The following is a 21,241-nucleotide window of genomic DNA, read 5'->3' on the forward strand; positions in this document are numbered from 1 at the left end:
ATCTCCCTCTATCCATTAAGAACCTTGATTATCTGGCAAAGCTCTTTTGGTTTCCTGATCGATTTTCTTTTGACGATTATGTGCAATACGATTTTTTATTAATTCCTCAGCTTGAGTAAAAGGCACTGTTTTTAATCGATCAGTAGAACCTAACTGTTTTGCATCTGTCATAATGAAATAGTGATTCCAAAATTCAAGCATCATCTGAGTATTACGATCAATAACATTCCCTGTTATACGTACTCGTTTTAAGTCTTCTGTAATTGGCTCCAATATACTGTGTAAATGTTTGTGCATCATTGCTTCTACTTCTGCTAAAAGGGCTTGATTTTGAGAAGTTTCATGAGCATAAAGAGTCTCAATTAGGTACTCTATAACACCACCAAGAGTTAAATTTTTTTCAGTTGCTAACTGTTCGAGCTTTAGTATTGTAGAATCCGTTAACCAGAAATTTTTTTTATTTTTCGTTACTGTCACTTAACTTCACTTCCTTTCCTACTAATTCTGTCAGTTGTTGATTTATTTCTTCTGCATCACTATCTAATAATAAGTACAGCATGGATTCAATTCGCAATACACTTTCATATAGTTCACTTTGCTGTAGTAAGTATTGTTCCATTTGTTTCTGTGAAGACATTACAACCTTTTCAAAGCGATCTCGTTCTTCAATGAACACATCAAAATATGCAATTCGTTCAAGCAAGGATTTTAAATAAACCTGGCGTGACACCTTTGCTTTTTTAGCAGCTTTATCAATTTTATCTATTGCTAATTCATCGACATCTCGAATTAATATGTCACTCATTATTCGTTCACCTCTTGCTCAAAAACCTTTTGAACTTCTTGGTTTAAAATGCCCTCAATTGAAATCAGTTTCTTCAGCAACTCTTCATTCGATTTTGCAAATGTTGCAAACACTTCTATATGCATCCCCAGCATTTCTTCGAAGCGATTTTTTTCTTCTTGAAATAAATTTGGAGTCGTTATTCGTTTCAAATGAAGATTAATAAAATCATTTTGTGTCATCTTCTTTTTTTTGGCCATGCTTGTTATTTTTTTCTTTAATGCTGGATCAACCCGTGCCTTTATTTCGGCCATTGTGCAATCTCTCCTTTACTTCAAAGTCGCTAGGGCGTTGAGCGTTTCGTCTCTAAAAGAGGCGAAACTGAAAATAGCCTGCGAGCGCAGGCTATTGAGTGAAAGAGCATAAGGGAAATCTGCTATCACCTGGGGTGATAGACTAGGCAGAGCCTAGTATTTCGGTGTCCCCATAAAAAAGAGCAATTCTTCCTGTTTTCTTCCTGAAATTTCTTACGTTCTTCCTGTTTTCTTCCTAGCTTTTTTGCTAAAATCAATCCATTTACTACTAGTATTATTCGACTTCAACTACATTCTTTTTCATTTCATCGGAGCCAATCATGTCAATTTTTTCTTGCAACTTCTTTCGCTTATTTTGTAATTCTATTAGTCGATTTTGATAGTCTTTTTTCTTCTCATTGACGTTTTCAATCGCTGTTTTTTTCTTTACAAGTTGTAGACGTACTTCTTGTTTTTCGTCTTCCGTCTTATAGGCAAGCTCACTTTCTAGATGCTTCATTTCGTTTTGTATTGATGCAATAATGTCATCTTGTAAGGGAATCTGTTCTCCTTCCAATGTACGAATCTTCTTATCAATTTGGTCAATTTCAAGCGCAATAAATTCTTCTTGATAGGCGAACTGTGTCTTTTCTTTCAAGGTTTTATCCTCACTTATTTTTCGATAATCGCCAACAATAATCTTTTCTTTCGGCTGTGGTAAATCTAAAACAGCTGATGGATCGACAGCGCCTTTTTCAGCCAACAGTTTGTCCCTTGCCTCACTTTCAAGTATTTTTTGATCACGAATTTCCTTAACAAATAAACCAATAACAGAATACTCTTCAGGCACTTTTGAAATATGAAGAACGTACTGATTATCTTTTTGATAGATAATTTTCACAGGGTAAGACTCCAATGATTTGGACGCTTTGGCCGCAAATGCAAATGTAGGTTTTACGTTATCTGAACCTGTGTGTCGTGTTTCCAGCAATACTTCCATGAACCCTTTTTCGGGATTATAGTGCCATTTTTTTAAGATTAATGTCGTTTGTTCTAAACCAACTATGTCTTTGTTAAAAGGTGTTTGTTTAATTGGATTATCATCATACATCCACAACTTGGATGTGAAGATAATCAAAAAACTAATGATGAGAAACGACATCAGACTTACATAAAATTTATTTTCTAAGCCTTTATTTATTTTTAATTTCACAATTTAACGCCCTCCTTTATTCAGAGAAATCGGCCACTCTTCCATAACCCACAATGACAGATCCCCAATAACCTGTTAACGCGTCATCATAACGCACACCATCGTTTTGCGAGTTAAACATTTTTCCGTTTCCTACATACATACCGACATGTGTAACTGGTGCGTAATTAGCACTTTTAAAGAAAATTAAGTCGCCTGGTTGCAATTGATCCCGTGTTATTGGTTGAGCAAATTTGTATTGTGTATAGGCTGTACGTGGAAGTTGGATGCCTGCTTTTGCGTAAGACCATTGCATTAATCCTGAACAATCAAAGCCCATATTTGGATTGTAACCACCCCAAACATAGGACCATCCTTCGTACTTTAACATCTCGTTTAAAATCGTTTTAAAAGCTTCATTTCCAACAATTTGAGAACCCATAGGCGAACAATTCATCGTTAATCCACCCAACTCACTAGCAAATTTCGTGACCGTTGGTACCCAATGTGCATTTAATCCGTTCGGATCATTTGCTGCCCCGATGGGTGCATAAACACTCCCTAATGACTCAATTGTTGAGAGTCCGTCATCAATAATGCGACGCTTTAAATTCGCCATTGTGTATGACAACCCTTCCTCTAATGTGGAAAAATGCATCAACTTAGACCAACCTGTAGCTGGGTCCATGATGCCTCCTGGATTGTTTTTATTTACAACCGCATTGGATGTACCTCGACCTGTTTCGTGAAAAGCAATGGCTGCAGCCAATACAGGATCAATGCCATTTAATCTAGCAAGTTCTATAAATAAATCTCCTTTTCCAGTGAAAGCCCCTGCATTTGAAAAGGCTGCATTCCAGCTTACTTCATCGATTTCTCCTGTCACAGAACAAGCTGATAAACCATTTCCTCCAATAGAATGATTGTTTGTTGAGCCTCCTACTGCACCTATTATCATGATGATGGCCAACAAAATGACAGCTACAAACGCAAAGAATGAAAACCCTAACGACCCTGCAATCCATACCAAAATCTTTTTACCAATCTGCTGTCCAATAAAATTAATGAGTTGCTTCATACACGACTCAACTCTTTTACAAACCATTCTCCCGACTCAGAAAGTGTCAAAGATATTTTATACATGTTGGATTGTTCTCTAACTTTTTTACCTACAGAAAGCACATCCCATGTGGCATAGACCATGAATTGTATTTCTTGATCTCCTGAAGCCTTTGTAGGAGAAACATCAAGTGACTGGACTTTCCTTGTTAGTTGATCCTTCGGAGCCATTACTTCATTTTGTACAACAATTAAAAAAGGAGCTGTAGAAATTTCCTTCCACATCTCCATATCTGTATTATTTTCTAGCCAAGCTTGCATAACTTTTTCCGCTAATTTTTCTGCTGCCTGTACCTTATCTTCACCGAATTTAGCCCCATACTCAGCGTCATAATCGATTTCCGTATTCCCTACAGGTACTTGTTGATCTTTATCGGTTTCCGTCTCTGAGTCTGTTCTTTCTTCCTCTATTGGTTCTGTGTAGCTGTATTCATTTTCTCCCTCAAAACCTGTATCATCTTTATTTTTACCATCATAGAAGAACATTTTTATCATGAACCCTAACATGACCAAACCAATGAATAGTACCAAGATTAATTTTGACATTGTAGAACGTTCCACGTTACATTCCCCCTCTAAACATTGCCAACTCTTCTTCTGATGCTTCTACGCTGAACATTAAATTCCCTACTCCATTAATAGATAGTAGACAATCTCCTTGTTGGAACTGCGGTATTTGCGCCAATTCACTTTCGCTGATTTGACCCTCAAAAATCGTTCGCATAGCATCTAATGTATTGGCGTCTTGTCCCATGATAAATTTGTACTGTGTTAATTCAAATAAAGTACGAATCTTTGTCACAACTTCCGAATCTGCATGGTCAGGTACATAATCTCGAATGGATTGACTAGCTAATACAATTCCACCAAAATACTTACGGGCTTCTCGTTCATAATCAATTAAATAGTCCACAGCTAACAGATTATTGGCATTGATAAAACGATGAGATTCATCGATAACCAGGAAAAACCGAATAACATCCTCTTCATTGAAATTACTATCTTCATAAATTGCTCGCATTTGAGGTGTACCAATTTGAATAAGATTATCCCATATCAACGTTAATGCACTATACATTTGTGCATTAAATATATTTTTCTCTAACCTTGTTAGATTACGGACAGAAAAGAAAATCACTTGTTCATCTGTAAAAGCTGGAATGGATGTGTGTCCATCGAATAAATGACCATAACTGTGTACTAAATTATCAATTACTAATTCAATTTTTTCTAGACGATTGGCTCTAGTCATAGACAACTCTTTACGAATAATACGTTGTGGTAAATCCTCATATAATTCATTCCGCACATACTGTAAAAATTCACTGAATGTCGGATATTCTTCATTCGCTAACTGGGTTACACCCGTACTTTGAATCCGTTCTTGAAAACCTAAAGATACATAAAACAAACGTAATATTTTTTTAAATTCTTCTAAGTCTTCCGTTGAAGGATTATTCGTTAAAAATTGATAGAAGGTTGTAACTTTAGAAAGGTGCTGCATAAAGCTAAGTTCTTCACTTTTTTGATCTGTGCCGTCTGAAATACGATAAATTTGCAAAGGATTTATGATACCTTGACTGCCATCTAAACTAATTAATTGGCCATTCAAAGATTCTTCTACTAACGTGGCAAATTCGCCTGTTACATCAAAACCCCGTATCACATTACTACGACAAGCATTATCCGTTGTCAGCTTTTTCAACAGTGTCGATTTTCCTTTCCCCATCGTTCCAGCAACAACGGCATTAAAAAATGTACGCTGTTTGTCTCGATGAAACAGATCAAAAATAACATTACCACCACTAAATGTCGTGCCTAAATAACTGCCTGTGGGATCGTTAAGCTCTGAAAAATGAAAAGGCAAACCTGCAGCTAATGAAAGCGCTGGTATGCCTTTACTTTCTCTTTTATTTGGAAATGTTTGTTGCTCTTGATAAGGAACAAAAAGGGACTGCCATTCCCAACTACTTTCATTAAGAAATATCGTTCCCTTATATCCATAACTAATTAAATCCGTTTCAACTGCTTGTACTTTTTGTTCCAGCTCATGAATCGTTTTTGCATGTACAAATAAACGAATGTCGACAAGCTTTACGACCTCACCCATTTGTGAAATTTCCTGATAAAGCCTTTCTAACTCTTGATAACTATTTTGAGCATCCATTTTTTCAGATTGATGTTTTCCACTTGAATAACGTACGGTCTGCTCTAACATACTTTTATTAATCGCACTAACGGTTTCATCTTTAGGCATTGTTGCATTATCCATCGTTACAATGACATCACGCATGGAGAATATTTTTTCTAACCATAGTTTTGATACATTCGTTGGATAGTCCCATATGTGAATACAGGCCTCATAACCGTCTCCTTTTTGAATGTATTTATCTTTAAATTGAATACCGCCTTGCGGTTGTATAGCAGCTAAAAAAGTGGGATTATACACTTTCTCTTGTTTCTCCTCTTGCTTCATTTTATCTGGCTGCTTCATCTTCATAAGAGAGTCTAATAGCTTCATTGTTAAACATCCCCTCCTCTACTTATAATTTAGAATTTTGATTAGACATCATAAATAAAATGTCTTGCTTCTTTTCTTTTGTTAAAGCTTGCAAAGGGAATGATTGTCGCATCCCTCGCACTACTTGTTTTTTTTCATCCTCTAAAGTCTGAGTTGACTTCGCATAGATAAACAAGAAAAATTCACGGTTTGTCCGTTCGCGTTCTAAAAACTCTAACTCAAATAACTTTCTGTTGATAAAACGTAAACGTAATGGATCTGTCGTTTTCTCTTTTTTTCTTTCCCAATACAGCCTTTGCTTTTATGTATTGGCTGGAAAGTTTAACCCTACAACTTTGTGCTGAGATGAAAAACTACGATAAAAGCGTGCATTTTCTAAAAGTTTTACTGTTATATCGTTATCCGTTAGTGAGTGTAAATCACTAGGCATAATTTGAAAGATGTCCATAAAGTACCCTTTTTTCATCACAATGTACTCGTCAGTTATATCGATAAATGGCATAATCATAGGCGTTTTCCGTAAAACATGAGATTTTCTTTCAACCTTCTTTTTTGCCTTTTTATTCTTTAGAAAAAAAGGATACTTTTTAAGGAAGCTTTTTTTAGACACTTTTTCCTCGGTATAAGAAGGGACAATAATTGGCTTAATTTCCTCTTTATTCACGATGATCCCCCTCTCCATATAAATAATCATTCATAATTTTTTTGACATCTAATGCATGATAAGTGTATTTATTACGCTTGAAATATAAATACAATGACATGTAATTTTTGAGTCGAGGGTTATTCCTAGAAGGCAATACCATCCAAAACAAGGTACCACTTGCCATCAATATATAAGGAATAAACAAAATACCATGTACTAAATCTTTTAATACGGTGAAAAAAAGAAAGAAGCTAACCAACAAAATGATTAACTCCTTTACTTCTAAACCAACAATTTTAGGCTTTGCCTTAATTTCTTTTGGAATGTCATACATTATTCTTGGTCACTCCCTTGTCTTTTTCCTTTTCCTATATTATTGGTCATACGACGAATATTTTGACCAAGTGTAAAACCACTATTACCAGCACGTGTCACGCTTTCTTTCAGTTGTTGTACAGATGGATTACCACCAAGAATGGTATTTGTATGCACCACCTGTTTATGTCCATATGTTTTAGGATCAATGGTAGTTGACTTTTGATTAGGCTGAACAGTACCACCTTGTCCTCCTACAGTCGAAACAACTGGTCCTTGCTGTACAACGTTTGATCCTCCTGTTGATTGACTAACTACTTGTGCCTGTGTCGAATTTTGCGGTGCAACATGTTGGACATTTCCTGATGAACCTTGTTGAATTACTCCACTAGTAACAGTTTGATGCCCATTTCCTATAACCGTTGGAGCTGTCACTCCTGGTGTATTTTGTTGTGGTGCAACTCCTACAGATGGGATTGTTTCATTTGTTTGACGTTCGTTTGAACCTGTCGAAACATTTCCTGTACTTGATGGTGTTATTACTCCTGGTGTGCTTGCCTGTTGTGTAACCCTTCCAGGTGGGATTATTTCACTTGCTTGTCGGACGTTCGACCTCATTGGAACATTTCCTGTATTTGCTGAACTTGTCATGCCTGGTGTACTTGACTGTGTTGAGATCCCTTCAGACGGGATTGCTTCACTTGTTTGACGAACGTTTGAACCACCTGTTGGAATAGTTGCTGCTGTATCTACTTGTCTTGTCACGCCTGGTGTACTTGGCTGTGGTGAAATCCCTTCAGACGGGATTGCCTCACTTGTTTGACGAACGTTTGGACCTCCTGTTGGAATAGTTGCTGCTGTATCTACTTGTCTTGCCACGCCTGGTGTACTTGGTTGTGTTGAGATCCCTTCAGACGGGATTGCTTCACTAGATGGAATTGGCTCATGTTCTTGTCGCTGAATTGGGCCCTGGTGCATGTCGCCATCATGACCAGTTACACTTTGTATTGAAGAATCAACACTAGGACTTCCTGATATAGGTTGACTTTCTTGACGTTGCATAGCACCCCGTTGTGAAACATCACTTGTGCTTGTATTTGTTGGTGGTTTAGCTGGTGTTGTTACTGTCTTTGGTTGGATTGGTGGACTTCCTTTTTCCTTTCCACCTTGACTTGGTATTTGATCAGGTTGAACACTTCCCATACTGCCTGGCATACCCACTTGGTTACTGTTATCACTAGATGGAATTGGCTCATAATCTTGTGAAGTTGCAGCTATCTGATCATGTGCATTCAATCCATCACTTTCAACCGATGACGGGATAGAATCTGAAGTACCCCCCATAGTAGAATTTGAATGCTGTTCATCTGATTTTGGCATGGTTTTTACATCGCCACTACCAGGTATCGCTGGCACAGAAGTACGTTTTCCTACCTCTGACGGTGTTTCTGTACGCATTCCTTCGACAGTTCTCTTCGCCATATTTGCGCCACCTGCTACAGTAGCAGCACCTTTTTGAGCTACGTTTTTAAGAGCCTGTGCGCCAGCTGTCAATGCTTTACCTCCTGCATAAGCTCCCATCATCGCTTGCCATCCATTGCGTAAACCTGCGTCAATACCAAGCATACGTTGAACAATATCAGGAGCATCAATCAATGCCCAAGCACCAGCAATCATGAGTATGACGACACCAAACATCCCAATATCCGTCTTTAATCCGTTTGCCCAATTAACAAACAAAACGAATAGTTGGAGGAGGCCCGTCATTATAAAGATCACGACAAAAGTATTGACCATTTCCACCAATACTTTTTTTGTCCGTTGTCCACCTGTAAGGTCACTAGCTGCAATGAACATACCAAAAATTTGATGGAACGCTAGATCAAAAATTGCACGGCCAATTTTTAAAACTGTGATACCTAACGCAATAGACGTTACCAGTAAGGACACAATTAAAGACAGCCAATTGACATGATAACGATAATAAGTTTCTCGACCTATTTTCGTCATAGGGACGGCATTATCTTGTAATTCTTCGACTTGATAACTGTCGCCAACACCTGTCGGAACTGATTTCGTTTTTAAAACCTCTTTTGACTCATCACTTAATTGCTTTACCCAATCTTCTTTAAAAAGCCAGCCATCATCTTCGTGCAAGTCAAGCTTTTGTAAAAAGGGGATGTGCAACGCTGATGAATCCGAAAAACGATTTGCATAGGTATAATCTGTAGTTCCTATGGAACTATTTTCTTTACTTGCAGGTCTTGGAGGTGAACTTTCATCCCCACGTGTACTACTGGCAAATTGAAAATCATGTTCGGCATAATACAAAACGTCAGCCACATTACTTTTGATCATATTACTAGCAAGCGTCTCATTTTCAGGATTCATTTGTTCAATTCCGACACCAATAATCTTCTGCATATTAGACATTAAATCTGGAATGATGACGATAAAACATACGGCCATCACAATATTCAGTAGAATTTCATTCCGTTTTTCCACTTTATTTAACATAAATTGAAAGCCCAGAACCACAAGAGCTATAAAGAATACAATCCATATTAATGGTCTTGCTTTATCCATAAACTCTCCCATTGCGCCCGTAGCATAAAAATCATTGAGTGTAATAATTTTGGTCACTATGTCTTCTAATAATTGATTCAACCAGCTTAATGTGTAGATAATGCCACTTCCAAGCGCCCTAAACACATCTTGCCAAAGAAAGCCATCACTCACATGCAAAATGGATTCCAGTATCTTATGTTTCTCGATAATTTCATTATCTTCCATGAACGAATCCTCCCTTCTTATTTTCTACATTCAAACTTTTTAATAGAAAAAGGACTCACCATTTTTGGTGAATCCTCTTTTTGACTAATCATCTTAAAAATTGGCCATACGACATATCTTGCACAAAAATATGAAATAACAAAGACTAGGATAGGAGTGATTATCAGATAAATCATAGTCATTTTATCGCGCGCCTCGGATTTCTCTTACTTTATCAGGAAAAGTCCGATCCACAAATCGGAAGTTATGAATTTTGTTATTAGAGTGTTGTCGTTCAGCTTTAGCAAGTTTTTTCACTTGTTCATGCGTTAACTCCACCGTCTCAAATTCTGTCACAGGTACCCTCGATTCTGGCTGCTCAATAATCCAGGCATCATCATACCCCGAACCAAATAAGAAATGTTCAAAGCTAAAGGATTGATCAAATGTAAAGCTCAGATCGCTTAATCCCATATCCACTAATTCTAATTGATTTTTGTACGTTTCATTCGGCATTAATTGAGAATACGGTGTAATAGGTAAAGAATAACGTTGTAAGTGAGGAAGATCCTCTTCTGAACTTGTAAAGACCCATTCGTCCTCAAATGGCACGTTTGTGTATTGAACAAAGTCTGCTTCCCCTTTAGCTGCACCCTCTTGTACTACTTGCGCGAAACTCGGTAGTCCTTGATCGCTCTTAATAGCTTGCTTCACTTTTTCAGCATATTTATAACCTGACATAAAGCCAGTTCCTGAAGCCGTGAAAAACAAATCAGAAACAAATTCCCCTTCGAACTGCCGTTGATCACCTTTCATCCCCATATCTTTCATTACTTTTTGTTGAAGCTGTACGCCATCCTCAAACTCAGCTTGTAGGCTTTCGTCTAATTCAGCTGCTTTATAAGTACCCGAACTTTGTGTTTTCATAAGTGGATAAAAGTCACCGTCTTTATGTTTACCTGAAGGTAGCTCTACGCTATACAATAATTTTCCTGGTGTCATAGGCAAAGTAGTTTGTGTTTTTAAATTTATCTCATCCTGCCATTCATTCCCTTCAGCACGATGATATTGTTCATAATACGCTTTTGATTCTTTCGATGGACCATACTTATCTTCTCTACCAACGACCCATTTTTTTACTAAAATGTTATCTAGTTTATCCGATTTTTCAGTTTTCTTTTGTTGATGATCAACTGGTATAGAACCGTTCAACTCAAATTTTTGGACAGCTCGCCAATCGGGACGATCATCCCAATGACATTCTTGATCTTCGCCTTTCCCTGTGCAAACCCACCCAATTTCTTTGTTGGTATACTCATATTCAAAGCCATACTGCATGTCCTTGTTTTGGACTTGTTTTGCGTTTATCGTAAATTCAATCGCTCCTTCTTGTTCAACATGTTTCGTATCAAGATTTACTGTATGTTTAATGTTTCGAACTGCAACATGTTTATCATATTCTCCCTTAAAGCTACTATAGACAGCTACTTCACTGAGGTCATTTTTATCCGTTCTTTCTAATTCCCAATATGCTCTCCCTAAACCTGTTCCTTGCTTATCTTCTGGCTCTTTCCACTCAACATCAAAAGTTGTTGTGACAAAGAAATCATTATTTCTATAAAAATAAGCCTTTTCTCCATTCTGGCAATGACTATCAGTATAGGTAGTGTCTTTATAATAAATCGAATAGCGACCTGTTGTACCGTTTACTCGTCGGTTATAGTCCCCTATATCTCCTGTAAGGAAACGAGCAGGAATGGGTGTTGTGTCGTCATAATAGAATACAGCGCCTGCAGCTTCTGCTAGTTCGTACATCTCTTCTCCATACTTTTCAACGATCTCTTTTTTAACTTCAGCAGGCTGATGTGGAACATGGCTATCTTCTGTGCTGTAGTCTTCCTTTTGTCTCCAACCTGACACTGTATGAACATCCCATATAGGGTTCCCATAGTAGTCATAACCAGCAATGTAATCTGTATCTGTTCTTACGCACTCATATTTAATAGCTCCCCATCCTGTACGGTGTGGGTGCGTTTTTCCTTTACTATCCACCATCTGATGAATTTCTTCAGGATCAGTGGGTTCTATTCCAAACCCTTCTCCAACAGTATCAGGAAACTTCACTGTAAGAGTTATAGTGTCCTTAATGGGGGCTGTGGTAGCAGCAGCCACTTCTAGGGGCTTATTACCTTCAAAGTTAAAGATAGAAAATAATAAAATAATTAAGCAAAAAATAGAAATAACCCGTTTTAACACGTATATTCACCCTTTCTCCATACAAAAAAGACCTTTAAAATAAAGGTCTTTGAAATTTGATATTTTATTACCGAGCTTGATCTGTTCCAGATTCATAAATCATTCCGTTTTGATAATTAAAGTACATTGCAAAGGTTCCACCATCATAAACCTCTCCTGTTTTAATCACTTGATTAATAATGGAGACGTATTCCTCGTAAGTTACACCAGCATATTCGGCATTGAAACGTAATTTTTCTTCAAATGTAAATGAAGAAGAATTCCAAGATTTGGACTCTATATTAAAACTCCCCTTACCTCTATGTCCATTTTCTATGATAAGCTCTTTTAAAATTTCAGCATTCTTCTTCTCATGTTCACCTGCTACATAGCCAGCTGGACGAGGGATTTTTGTTTTAATATCCTGATAGCTCCAATCGCTATACTTAACTGGACTCTTAGTTGTTGGTTTAGGATCAGGTTTTGGTTCTGGCGTTGGTTTCGGTGTTGGTGTTGGAATTGGCTCTGCTACGAAATCAGCATCTATATTCATAGCACGGTGCATGAAAAGGACATAGTGAACACGCGTTAAAGAACCATTCAATTTAAACGTATAGTCCTCATAACCTGTCGTTACGCCATTTGAATATAATGCTTTCACGTATTCCTCATATTTTGAACCTTTTACATCCCCAAACACATAATCTGCCTTCACTTCAAGATTGAAAGCTACAGCAATAATTTTCGCCATTTCCCCACGTGTCAAAGGCTTATTCGGGTTTACATTGCCCTGGCTGTCTAATTCTAAAAGCCCTGCCTCTACTAAGTCCTTGATGTCATTGTAAAAAGGACTATCTGTACGTAGATCCTTTGGCTGCTTAAAATCCTTTGTTTTTTCAAGTGTTAAATCATTGATTTTCAGCGCACGGCTAACTAATGCAGCAGCGTGTTGACGGCTGATTGTTGTATCTGGACGGAAAGTACCGTCTTCATAGCCTTGAATGATCCCAGCATCTCGCATTTCATGAATAATTTTATAGTATGGAGAATTTACTTTTACATCTTTGAAAGGATTATTGGCCAATACTACAGTTCCTTTTGTTCCTGCAGCCTCAGCATAATGAGTCGGAATAGGTGCCACCATCACTGGAACAGCAATAGCAGCTGCTAATGTCGCCATAAATAATTTGTTTCTCATTTCATTTTCCTCCTTCAACAAATGGTATTTTTTTGCTCAATCTATATTTCAAACCAATAACTATTTAATAGGAAGTTTCTATAACTACATTATACCATATCTGTTAAAATAATCAATTTATTTCCATGAAAAAAGACTCACCATTTTTGGCGAATCCTCTTTTTTTATGTGTACTTTTCTCATAGTTTTAGGCTACCTTAGACTTGTGGCTTCAGAGGTATTTTTGGCTTTTTCTTTAAATCTTTCTCCACTACGTCTTCGAACCACTGGTCAATCGTTTCTTTTTTCCAACCTTTCGTACTCCCTATTCGTACATCGTGTGGAGGAAATTGATTTCTGCCTATTAAAACAGCAATTTTCCGACGATCTCCCCAGCCTACTTTTTCGGTCAATTTTCCAATATCAGTTTGGCTTAAATATACTTTTTCCAATGACATCTCTTCCTTAACGTTCAAAAACCTTATTTTTATTTACTTTATTAAATACTTTGTCTTGTTTCTTCTCATCGTCTTGGAAAGGAGAAATAGGTTGTCGTATCAGTTCCTTCCTCCAATGTAACAGATCTGGCACTTGATGATTGTTGTGTTTAGTCAATTGGATAATATGATCAATTTTATTAATCAATACATCTTTGGGTATTTCTTGATTTAAAGCTTCATAAATAATTTGTTTTGGACTAATAGAAGGCGTATCAACACTAGAATATACTTTTGTTCCTTCTCTTGTGAAAAGACTAATTTCAGCGAAGTAACCACTATTAAAAAGCATATCGAGGTTATCAGGCAAATTTGAAACTATTGTGTCATGGATAACCTTATCAGTTGATCTTGCTGTTTGTGGATCGATTAAATACATTGATTCATATCTCTCTATTGTACCTAGATAAGACAAATCTTTTGATACTGCCATTGCATAAAGGTTGACTTCATAGCCTTTTTCTTTTAAAGATGTAGCAGTCTGCATAGGCGTTTCAATTGTTCGTAAAGTGCCTTCAATAGTTAAATTGAAACCCTGGCTACTAAAATGTTCAATCAAGGCTTCAGTCATTTTGTTAGAAAAGGGCGTAACATGTGCCACATAATCTTTACCGTATTTTTCAACCAGTAAATCAAAATTAGGATGCATTTGTTTAAATGTATCATTATCGATGGTTATAACATCGTTGTTCAATTTATCCTTTATAATAGCATGTAATGTAGTTTTCCCTGCACCTGCTTGTCCCCCTAAAAGATAAGCAACTGGCTTTTGAAAAGGCTTCTTTTTTTTACTTAATCTATCTATGGTAAATTGCAAACGCTCCTGGAACTCATCTTCTGAAAAATAAGCGAGATCAAACTTATTCATGCTGATTTTTCCTTTGTGATTCCTTTAATGTAATCGTTCATATTCTCCCAATAAGACTTAACATTATCTAATTCAACATTTGACATTTTAAATAAGTCTACATTAAGCATTTCTGAGAACTGTTGTAACAGACTAACATAAAAGTTATTACTATCGTTTTTATCAACACCATTTTTCAAGATAAAATTTAGTAATCGAGCATAGACACCGTTAGAAAATTCGTTTAATACTTCGATTTTGAAAGTTTGTTCGTAATTTAAAGATTTCTCCATCGTTTTACACCCCTTTGTATATACTTCATTTGATAGTATTAGTATAACCCAATTTGTTGCTAATTACAACAAAACTAATTTTATAATTAAAGTAAATGACTAGGTATGAATGAAGTTGTCTAGCTCATCTTTAGTAATAAACCCAATTTTATAATAAATAATCGCTTCATCTTTACTCATTTGAAATGGGTTTTGCTTATTCATTAAAAATGACTTTGCTGAAAGGAATTGCGACTCGTTTAATACTATTAAAGGTTTATCCCTTGTTGTCATAGGTATTTTTTCAACACTTATTTTAGTAAAATCACTTTTCAACTTATAATAATCAGCGTAACCTCCTTCTTCATCAAAACGGTCAATTGAAATATAAATTTCATGTGTATCAAACGGCAATACCATTGTATAATCCCCTTTTTAAAAGGATTCCCCAAAATTGGCGAATCCCTTTGTTTTATATATTTAGTAGCGAATCGATATATCCATACTTCTTTTCTGTAAAAAGTATAGGTTTAAAAAAGCAAATACTTGTGTTATTAGTAACACGCCTAGACCAGCATAACCAACGTTTAAAAACGTGTCCCATAGTTCCCCAACGATAAAACGCAGCATTAATGAGATCCCCATTACCATGCCTAGCAACATGTACACGGCCATCGCGAAACCTCTACGTTTACGGTATAATTCATCACGTTTCTTTAGCTCAAATATCATGTTTTTATGTATTTGGCTAAATAAGTCACCTGGATTACCGCCATGCTCATATTGAATCTTTAAATTTTGATGAAACTGATCTAAGGTAGGAAAATCATACTTTTCAAACTGTTTTGTATTTAATTGAGCCTCTTTTTCTAACTGTTGAATACTGATTTCAATTGCTTTTTGTATGTCTGGATGGACAGTTGCTTTCGTTTCCTTAAATGCATGAAGCACATTTTCACCTGTTTGTAGAAAGAAGATCATGTTCGTGACATACTTTAATAGCTCACTTAAATGCATTTGATATTTTTTTAATTGGCGATTTTGTACCGTAAAGACAAAAAAGAAAAAGAGAGCACCTATGCAGCCAACAATAATACTAATGGTGCGCTCTTTTGAAATGAGATAGAAAAACTGATAGTTGGCCAAGAACCATATTAGTAAATAAAACGCGATTTCCCAGCCATAGAACAAAACACGAGCTTCTTTTAATAATTGTTTCATGACAATTTACTGCCTCCCTTTTGGCAAAAATACGTCTGGAACTAAATGAATTAATTCTTTATCTTCTAGTTCCGCCAATGTTTTTTCTGATAAAGGATGATAACGTTGTTCGATACGATATTCACCTGTCTTTTGATCCCTTACTTTCACTTCTCTATACACATAATTTCCTACTGTTCCTTTAGAAGTAAACTCCGTATACTCGGCCAATTCTTTGATTCTTCGAACAGTTTTTCCTTCTTTGGTCCTTGTCCCTTGTAAATAGCAACCCCAACGTAAAAATTCTACGATTTCATTTCCAATTAATTGATCATCAATAATCGCATAAGCTGGTGATTGTCGAATCATCGGAATCAAGCGAGATGGGATATTCATGGCCCCTTTAGCGTGTAAAGTAGAGATAATGGCATGATCGGTTTTAGCACTATCTAATACATCTGCAGCTACTGCACCTCGGATCTCAGCGATAATGGTCCAATCAGGGTTATTTCGAAGTGCTGCTTTCACACCATCGCTCATTTCAAACACACCAGGTATTGTTTTCCAACTTGTAATATCCTTTTCAGGGTATAATGTTTTTATATGACTATCCCGTGTATCTTCAATTAATACAATGTTTGCATCTTCAGCTGTATATCCAACTAACAGTTTTTGAAATTCTGTCTTTCCTGAACCTGTTCGTCCACAAATGATAAGATTACTTTCGGCAAGCGTTAATACTTTAAACAATTGCTCTACGGGTTCATGATCTCCTGTCACTAAAGCAGCTATTGAACTAATCGCTAAATGAGGACGAGAAACACGAATGGCAAGATTAACACCGTCAATGCTAATACGTTGATGTGTGCCGCTGATCCGTAAAATACCGATTTCTGTATCCAATTGTGGCTCAGTGTGCGAAAAATTACCTTTTTGAATATCTGATATTTGTTTCACGAGTCTTTGCACGTCTTCTTTACTTGGCTGGTCTGGCGCTAAATATCGCCCTTTTTCATTATCTTGTATCCTCAATTGTGTTCCATTAAATCTAATATCTGTGATAGTTAATTGTTTCAAATAAGGCCCTAAAAAACTTTGTTCCAATATTTCATTAATTCTTTCTTCTAGACGTTCCTGATCGCTCATTACGTTCATTTTTTATACCTCCATTTGTTCAATAGACAAACATTTTTGCAATCCTTCCAACAATAGTTGGGCTTCTTCCATCGTAAGTGATACGCCTTTTCCTGCTTTTTCTTTTTGAGGAGACCACCACCGTATATCAATAGTAGTTGGTTTATGATACCAACTTACTTTTGACAATTCCCTTGTCCATCCCGTATCAGCAGTTCGCAAAAGGGCAACATTTTCAATAATTTCAAACGTTTCCTTAGACATTCACCACCATCCTCCTTTGTCATATTGTTTAAAGTCTATTTAGGCATGGTATTTAATGCATCTGTCACATTCGTCATGTAGTGCAAGAAAATGACACCAGCAAATCCACCCACTAAAAAAAGCGATATTAGAATTGGAAATAAACCAAATTTATCGCTTGCATTCATCTTATGTTGTATCAATTCATCAACCTTATTTTCCTGAAGGTTTTGGATATATCGCTCTAATTCCTGTATAGATTCCTTTTCTACACCTTGTTCACTAAATTGGTAAATCATATTCATAACCATGTAAGCCTCACTAGAACCTATATAATCCGCAAATTCTAAATAGGCATTTCGATCATTTCCATTCTCGATTTTCTGAATAAGTTTGATCAATTCTTTATCCAATGGATCAGGCGTATATTTCAACGCTACTTTCAATGTTTGATAGACATTTCCTGAACTCGGTAGTAATGCTATGAAGCTCTGCAAAAATTGCGGAAACAAAAAGGAATTTTTTACATCAATATTTTTTTTGGTTGCCAGCAATTTGATATAAGCAAATTTCCATCCTAGATAAAAGCCAGCTGGCAAACCAATTAACAATATTGGTTTTTTAATCACCATAATGATCATTGTATACAGCATGGTTACAACCACAGCGTATAAAATACGATGGATTAGAAATTTCTTTTTATCTTTTCCGAAAAATTCTAAATGAGCGTCAAGCAACCGTTCTTTAAGCAACTCGTTAAACATCTTTAATAACTCCTTCCAAGTAATTTTCTAATTTTATGGTGAGGATAAGATTGACTTGTTTTTATTAAAGTCCTTTGCTAAATACTCAAAACGAAATTTAGCTGCAGTAATGCCTCTATTAAAAATCGGTTTAAGCCCCTTGTTGGTACGAACAATTATTGACTCCCCTGCTTTTAAATGCATTAATTCATCTATAGACAAAAGTTTCTCACTTCGACTCACACCTATAATTTTTTTCATCCCAATGAAAGCTGATAGTTTTTCTGCAGTAGTTATATCATTAATTCCCATAAAAATTTGGTTGGAACAGTTACCAATTATCGTATCTGCTTCTTCTCCATACAAATTTTTTATTTGATACATTAATTGAAAAATCAAGTGAAATCTGAACCCCATTTTAGCACCACAAGCCACCATCTCACCCATATTTTCAATTGGTGGCATATTACCTAAATCATCTAGTAAAAAATGTACTAGGCGGTTCGTTTTACCACTAGGACTCATTTTCGCTTTCTCTACATTGACACGATATAGATGACTTATAAACTTACTCGCTAACATGCGACTTGACCAATCAGTTGAAACCACAAAAATAGCAATTGGCTTGTCGCCAAATCTTACATCAGTTAAATCTAAATCAATTTCTGTACAATGTTGACTCACATTAAAAACGTAAACATCATAACCCCGAGCAACTAAAGTTTCATAACTGGCAGCCGCAAGATCTCCTTTAGCATCATTGATGACTAAGGATGGTTTATTTTTAGCACGACTTTGTACATCAATCATTGGGAAAACAAAGGATTCTCCTTTGCCTGCGCGTGCAGGCCCAATAACCATCGTATGAACTGGTCTAGTATCAATCAGTAGACGGTAAGAGCGAAATTTTTCTTGCAAGGCAGAAATAATCACACCACCATCGCCCTCAAATTCTTTGGAGGTAGCTGGAATAATTTGATATTGTCTTTTTAATTCTTGTACCTGTTCAAACATGCTTTCATTCGCTTCCTTCCATAATCAATTTTTGAATATTTGTTATCTTTTCATCTTGAGCTGAAGACATTTTATTTTGCATCGTTTTTTCGCGTTGATTTCGTAAAATACTTGTCCATTCCCTCAAAACTTTATCTGGTAAGTATTTTTTTAAATCCTTGAAAATTCTACGTTCAATAGGTATTGATTCAATCGTTGATCCGTAAGTAAGATAACTAAAGAGCTGTAAAAATGACCAGGTAGGGATTTCATCTAAATAATCATCCGTTGATTGTAATAGTTGATACAAGGTACTTGTCAAATTAGAAAACTCTGCTGTACTCATCGCTGAAGACATACAAACAAAAAGGTCTCTTTCACTTTTTGAAGTGAAGACCATTTCAGACATCTTTAAATTGTGATACTTAGTGGACATAATGGGTAGAGATAATATGGACTTACTATTATCAAAGTCCTCTGCTAGATACTCCCAACGGAACTTAGCAGCTGTAACGCCCGTATTAAAAATAGGCTTAGGCACAATTTTTCTACGCTCATTATCTTGACGCTTATTAGCACGAACGACTACAGATTCCCCTTCTTTTAACTGCATTAATTCATCTGGCATCAGTAATGCACGTTCTTTCACGGATTCACTATGCGACTTATCTGTAGACAGTAATTTCCCACTACGACTCACATCTGTAATTGTTTTTGTACCAATGAGCGCGGAGAACTGTTCTGCTGTCGCTTTATCTTTCGTTAAAATATATATTTGGTTAGAGCAGTTACCAATGATTGTATCTGCGTCATCACCATATAGGGATTTCATTTGAGAATAAGCTTGTATAATTAAATGGAACCTAAACCCTCGGCCAGCCCCTACAGTAACCATACCGTCCATACCATCCACTACTGGCATATTCCCAAATTCATCAAGTAAAGCATGTACATGGCGTTTCATTTTGCCACTAGGACTCATAGTAGCCTTCTCAGCATTTACTCGATATAATTGACTCACAAAAATACTGGCCAAAACGTGGTTCGATTTATCATAGTCAGGCGTTACCATAAAAATCGCGATTGGCTTGTCGCCAAATCCGACTTCTGTTAAATCTAAACTGTTGTAACTTGTAAGTTTTGCATTGGGTTCTAATGTGAAAATTTGCAATTTATCCATCGCTGATGAGAAAATTCCTGCGCGTGTATTACCAGCAGCAAAGTTACTTGTTGCATACATCATGCGAGCTGGATTGACCTCATCTCTGGCTCGGAAGAATAAATCTAATGCGTTTTCACCTGTCTCCTCGTTATTATCACTTCCAAGTGTAGAAAGGAAATTAGCCACAGAATATAAGTTAATCGTATCTTCTTTACCAGTCAGGAGCGCATCTTCAGTCAAGGCTAAAATGATTGCTGTCACCAAAGATTGAGCTGAGTTGGACCAAAACTTATCTTTTGCTGATGGATCATTGTATAGCATAAACCCTACGCTATTCGCATACTGTTGCGCTAAACTCGTATTTCCTGATTTCCACGCATCGATAACTACTTGTAATGGATTAAATCCCATTCCCATGTATTGTTGTATTAAATTAAATACATGCACTTCGTAACCACGAGCAATTAGCGTGTCATAACTAGCAGCTGCAAGTTCCCCTTTTGGATCGTTGACAACTAAGGAGGGCTTATTTTTGGCTCGACTCAGTACATCTATCTGAGGAAATACAAAAGTTTCCCCTTTACCCGATCTCGTAATCCCAATAACCATCGTATGAATGGGTCCTTCATCGATTAATAGACGGTACGGACGCCCTTTTTCCTGTAAAGCTGAAATAATGACGCCACCATCACCGTCATATTCTTTTTCTGCAGCAGGTATAATTTTGTATTGCTTTTTTAATTCACGCACCTGTTCAAATTCACTAGTGCCGTGCTGCCCTTTATTCAAATCCACAAAATTCAAGCGAATTTTATAGATAAATTTCACAAATCCTATCGTGCTTAGAATTGCAAACCCTATATAAAACGGAATCCAAGTTGACTGAAAATCTAAAAAGCTTCGCCAATCAATCGAAAAAGATACACTCTTGGGATCTGCCTGGAATTGATGAAATGATGCCAGTATAGATTGAAGGAATGCAAGCACAAAATTCGAAACAAAAAACATGAGTGACCAAAAAACTATAGAGAAAACAAGAAGTCCTTTAGGTTGTGCTAAACGTTGTAAATATTTTGTTTCATTCATAGACCTTACT

At 36.5% G+C, this 21,241-nt stretch carries 22 protein-coding genes; all 22 read right to left on the reverse strand.

What is annotated here, in order from left to right:
- Positions 1–15: 15 nt before the first annotated feature.
- On the reverse strand, positions 16–477 hold the full coding sequence (locus AAJG31_RS03070; protein ID WP_066036878.1) for a hypothetical protein: 462 nt from the start codon (positions 475–477) through the stop codon (positions 16–18).
- Positions 458–805, reverse strand: coding sequence for a hypothetical protein (locus tag AAJG31_RS03075; RefSeq protein WP_066036879.1), 348 nt, complete (start codon positions 803–805; stop codon positions 458–460). Before AAJG31_RS03075 ends, AAJG31_RS03070 begins: the two co-directional genes overlap by 20 nt.
- Positions 805–1,098 carry a hypothetical protein gene (locus AAJG31_RS03080; RefSeq protein WP_066036880.1) on the reverse strand — a complete coding sequence of 98 codons (294 nt, stop codon included), beginning with the start codon at positions 1,096–1,098 and terminating at the stop codon, positions 805–807. The genes AAJG31_RS03075 and AAJG31_RS03080 overlap by 1 nt, the downstream gene beginning before the upstream one ends.
- Positions 1,099–1,372: 274 nt before the next feature.
- A complete protein-coding gene (locus AAJG31_RS03085) occupies positions 1,373–2,290 on the reverse strand; it encodes a hypothetical protein (protein WP_066036881.1) in 918 nt (305 codons plus the stop codon).
- A 16-nt stretch (positions 2,291–2,306) separates the two neighbouring features.
- Entirely contained in the window at positions 2,307–3,347 is a 1,041-nt protein-coding gene (locus AAJG31_RS03090; RefSeq protein ID WP_083225255.1) for an NlpC/P60 family protein, read from the reverse strand.
- Entirely contained in the window at positions 3,344–3,949 is a 606-nt protein-coding gene (locus AAJG31_RS03095) for a hypothetical protein (protein ID WP_279494825.1), read from the reverse strand. The genes AAJG31_RS03090 and AAJG31_RS03095 overlap by 4 nt, the downstream gene beginning before the upstream one ends.
- Position 3,950: 1 nt before the next feature.
- Positions 3,951–5,909 carry a type IV secretion system protein VirB4 gene (locus tag AAJG31_RS03100; RefSeq protein WP_279494824.1) on the reverse strand — a complete coding sequence of 653 codons (1,959 nt, stop codon included), beginning with the start codon at positions 5,907–5,909 and terminating at the stop codon, positions 3,951–3,953.
- Between the two features lie 301 nt (positions 5,910–6,210).
- Entirely contained in the window at positions 6,211–6,573 is a 363-nt protein-coding gene (locus tag AAJG31_RS03105) for a hypothetical protein (RefSeq protein ID WP_279494822.1), read from the reverse strand.
- Complete coding sequence (locus AAJG31_RS03110) at positions 6,566–6,889, reverse strand: DUF5592 family protein (RefSeq protein WP_004233211.1); 324 nt, start codon at positions 6,887–6,889, stop codon at positions 6,566–6,568. Before AAJG31_RS03110 ends, AAJG31_RS03105 begins: the two co-directional genes overlap by 8 nt.
- The gene (locus AAJG31_RS03115; RefSeq protein ID WP_279494820.1) at positions 6,889–9,663 is read right to left on the reverse strand and encodes a pLS20_p028 family conjugation system transmembrane protein; all 2,775 of its coding nucleotides are present in this window, start codon (positions 9,661–9,663) and stop codon (positions 6,889–6,891) included. Before AAJG31_RS03115 ends, AAJG31_RS03110 begins: the two co-directional genes overlap by 1 nt.
- Positions 9,664–9,846: 183 nt before the next feature.
- On the reverse strand, positions 9,847–11,898 hold the full coding sequence (locus AAJG31_RS03120; protein ID WP_066036887.1) for a hypothetical protein: 2,052 nt from the start codon (positions 11,896–11,898) through the stop codon (positions 9,847–9,849).
- A gap of 67 nt (positions 11,899–11,965) precedes the next feature.
- Positions 11,966–13,075, reverse strand: coding sequence for an S-layer homology domain-containing protein (locus AAJG31_RS03125; RefSeq protein WP_216486345.1), 1,110 nt, complete (start codon positions 13,073–13,075; stop codon positions 11,966–11,968).
- A 197-nt stretch (positions 13,076–13,272) separates the two neighbouring features.
- Positions 13,273–13,506 (reverse strand): hypothetical protein, encoded by a 234-nt coding sequence (locus AAJG31_RS03130; RefSeq protein WP_004230943.1) that lies wholly within the window; start codon positions 13,504–13,506, stop codon positions 13,273–13,275.
- Between the two features lie 13 nt (positions 13,507–13,519).
- Entirely contained in the window at positions 13,520–14,419 is a 900-nt protein-coding gene (locus AAJG31_RS03135; protein ID WP_004230941.1) for a zeta toxin family protein, read from the reverse strand.
- Complete coding sequence (locus tag AAJG31_RS03140) at positions 14,416–14,691, reverse strand: hypothetical protein (RefSeq protein WP_004230939.1); 276 nt, start codon at positions 14,689–14,691, stop codon at positions 14,416–14,418. Before AAJG31_RS03140 ends, AAJG31_RS03135 begins: the two co-directional genes overlap by 4 nt.
- Before the next feature lie 99 nt (positions 14,692–14,790).
- The gene (locus AAJG31_RS03145) at positions 14,791–15,090 is read right to left on the reverse strand and encodes a hypothetical protein (RefSeq protein WP_004230937.1); all 300 of its coding nucleotides are present in this window, start codon (positions 15,088–15,090) and stop codon (positions 14,791–14,793) included.
- Between the two features lie 60 nt (positions 15,091–15,150).
- Positions 15,151–15,891: a type II secretion system F family protein gene (locus AAJG31_RS03150; RefSeq protein ID WP_004230936.1), complete on the reverse strand. Its 741-nt coding sequence runs from the start codon at positions 15,889–15,891 to the stop codon at positions 15,151–15,153.
- A gap of 6 nt (positions 15,892–15,897) precedes the next feature.
- Entirely contained in the window at positions 15,898–17,025 is a 1,128-nt protein-coding gene (locus AAJG31_RS03155; RefSeq protein ID WP_004230935.1) for an ATPase, T2SS/T4P/T4SS family, read from the reverse strand.
- Between the two features lie 3 nt (positions 17,026–17,028).
- On the reverse strand, positions 17,029–17,268 hold the full coding sequence (locus AAJG31_RS03160; protein WP_004230933.1) for a PC4/YdbC family ssDNA-binding protein: 240 nt from the start codon (positions 17,266–17,268) through the stop codon (positions 17,029–17,031).
- 35 nt (positions 17,269–17,303) lie between these two features.
- Positions 17,304–18,011, reverse strand: a complete 708-nt coding sequence (locus tag AAJG31_RS03165) for a hypothetical protein (RefSeq protein ID WP_004230931.1) — start codon at positions 18,009–18,011, stop codon at positions 17,304–17,306.
- 33 nt (positions 18,012–18,044) lie between these two features.
- Positions 18,045–19,004: a type IV secretory system conjugative DNA transfer family protein gene (locus AAJG31_RS03170; RefSeq protein WP_004230930.1), complete on the reverse strand. Its 960-nt coding sequence runs from the start codon at positions 19,002–19,004 to the stop codon at positions 18,045–18,047.
- Positions 19,005–19,008: 4 nt separating this feature from the next.
- Entirely contained in the window at positions 19,009–21,231 is a 2,223-nt protein-coding gene (locus AAJG31_RS03175; RefSeq protein ID WP_004230928.1) for a type IV secretory system conjugative DNA transfer family protein, read from the reverse strand.
- Positions 21,232–21,241 lie beyond the last annotated feature (10 nt).

The sequence above is a fragment of the Lysinibacillus sp. BS3 genome (assembly GCF_039614735.1).
GTDB lineage: Bacteria > Bacillota > Bacilli > Bacillales_A > Planococcaceae > Lysinibacillus > Lysinibacillus capsici.